Annotated in this window: 1 pseudogene; it reads left to right on the plus strand. The window is 39.2% G+C overall.

Annotation, left to right across the window (positions count from 1 at the left end):
- A pseudogene (locus EAE89_RS23215) lies at window positions 1-531 on the plus strand (IS30 family transposase); the annotation flags it as partial.

Here is a 531-nt window from a genome sequence, read left to right on the forward strand (position 1 = left end):
ATTGCGGAGTCACTTAAGCGAAGTCCATCGACCATCAGCAGAGAATTGAAGAGAAATCAAGAAGTCCAGACATACTGCCCTGAACAGGCTCATTTGAAGGTATTGGTGCGTCGTCATTTTGCTAAGAAAGCCGTGAAAATAACGCCGGAAGTAAAAAGATGGATAAAACGATTAATTTGGAAAGATTTAAGCCCTGAACAGGTGACTGATTATTTGAAGCAACATAAAGGGATATCTTTGCATCATGAGACGATTTATAGACTGATTTATCAAGATAAAAGAGAGGGGGGGATTTATGGCAACATCTGCGAATAGCCAGAAAACCCTATCGCAAACGCTATGGTCGCTATGAAAGAAGAGGTAAAATTAAAAATCGGGTCAGTATTGATGAACGCCCGGAAATTGTTGATAAAAAAGAACGTATTGGGGACTGGGAAGGAGATACGATAATAGGGAAAGATAAAAAAAGTGTCTTATTAACATTGGTTGACCGCAAGACGCTGTATACAATAATCGTTAAACTTGATAGCA

This window comes from Photorhabdus heterorhabditis, assembly GCF_018448905.1.
GTDB lineage: Bacteria > Pseudomonadota > Gammaproteobacteria > Enterobacterales > Enterobacteriaceae > Photorhabdus > Photorhabdus heterorhabditis.